Source organism: Haemophilus seminalis (genome assembly GCF_006384255.1).
GTDB lineage: Bacteria > Pseudomonadota > Gammaproteobacteria > Enterobacterales > Pasteurellaceae > Haemophilus > Haemophilus seminalis.
Window position 1 is genome coordinate 1 of record NZ_VCED01000017.1, and the last position, 1,151, is coordinate 1,151.

Consider the following 1,151-nt stretch of genomic DNA (forward strand, 5'->3'; position numbering starts at 1 on the left):
TGTCGTTGGTTTTTTCTAAACCATCGCCAAGGTTTACACTGTATTTGATTTTGCTGGTTTTATTGTCTGTATTTTCAACAGATACACTCGTACCTTCGCCGTCAATAAAGTTAACGGTGTCATAAGCAGTGACAAAATCTTTTGCCGTACCTTTTTCTTGCAAGTTCCAGCCTGCATTCAATACATCACCGACGGTTGCAGCGTTGTTTGGATTAACGTATTTATCACCATCTTTATTCGTTGTATTTGGTGCTGCCGCATTGGTCGTTGGTGCTTGAGTATTTGCTTTTGCACCGTCAAGGTTGCCAGCTACGTCGGTAATCGCATTGCCGCCATTGTTTAAACCGTTTTGAGTTAATGAAACCGGATTCTTACCTGTAGAAGTTTCTGGAGTAATGGTTACACCTTCATTAGTCAGCTTGGTGGTCGGCGTATTTGTACCTGTGCCTTTAAACTCTGCACTAGTCAAGTTACTTAATACTGGATTCAAGCTATAAGTTACTTTACCGTTCGCTTCCTGTTTTACGGTTAAGTTTTTACCCGCCACCATTTCAACGGCTTTTCCTGGGTTGATAACTTCATCATCACCGGATTCTTTATTACCTTCGGCAGTTGCAGAAGTCTTCAGCGTAAAGCCAGATTTATTAATCATATCCGCAACATTTTTAGCCGTAGCAACGCCTTTATCATCTAAAGCCTTATTTAATGCCGTTTCGGCATCTTTGACTTTTTCCTCAACCTCTTTTTTCTTTTCAGGCGTCGCATCTTTAGGTAATGCAGCCAACTCGTCTTTTGCAGCTTTTAATGCTTCTTGGAGTTTAGAATCAGTTGATGGTGCAATAACAGAACCGTCTTTACTTGAAACCAGCTCGGCAGTTTTAACGTCTGGCACATCAATAGTAATTGTGCGTACGCCGTTCTCGGTTTTACCCGATACTTTGGCTGCGTTTTTGCCGACGAATTTCACTTCATTTGCGTTTTTCACTACATCTAAATATGCACCTTCCGCACCCGTCGTTTTATTTGACGATACTTTCCAGCCCATATTTTGTAAGTCACCTACCGTCGCCGCCGCGTTTTTGTTGACAGGTGCACCTACCGTGCCGTTCAAGTCCACTAAATCCGCTGTTGTCGGCACTGCTGGCGTGCTA

The 1,151-nt window shown here is 42.8% G+C and carries 1 pseudogene; it reads right to left on the minus strand.

From position 1 onward, the window contains the following. Positions 1 to 1,151: pseudogene (locus FE813_RS10365) on the minus strand (hypothetical protein); the annotation flags it as partial.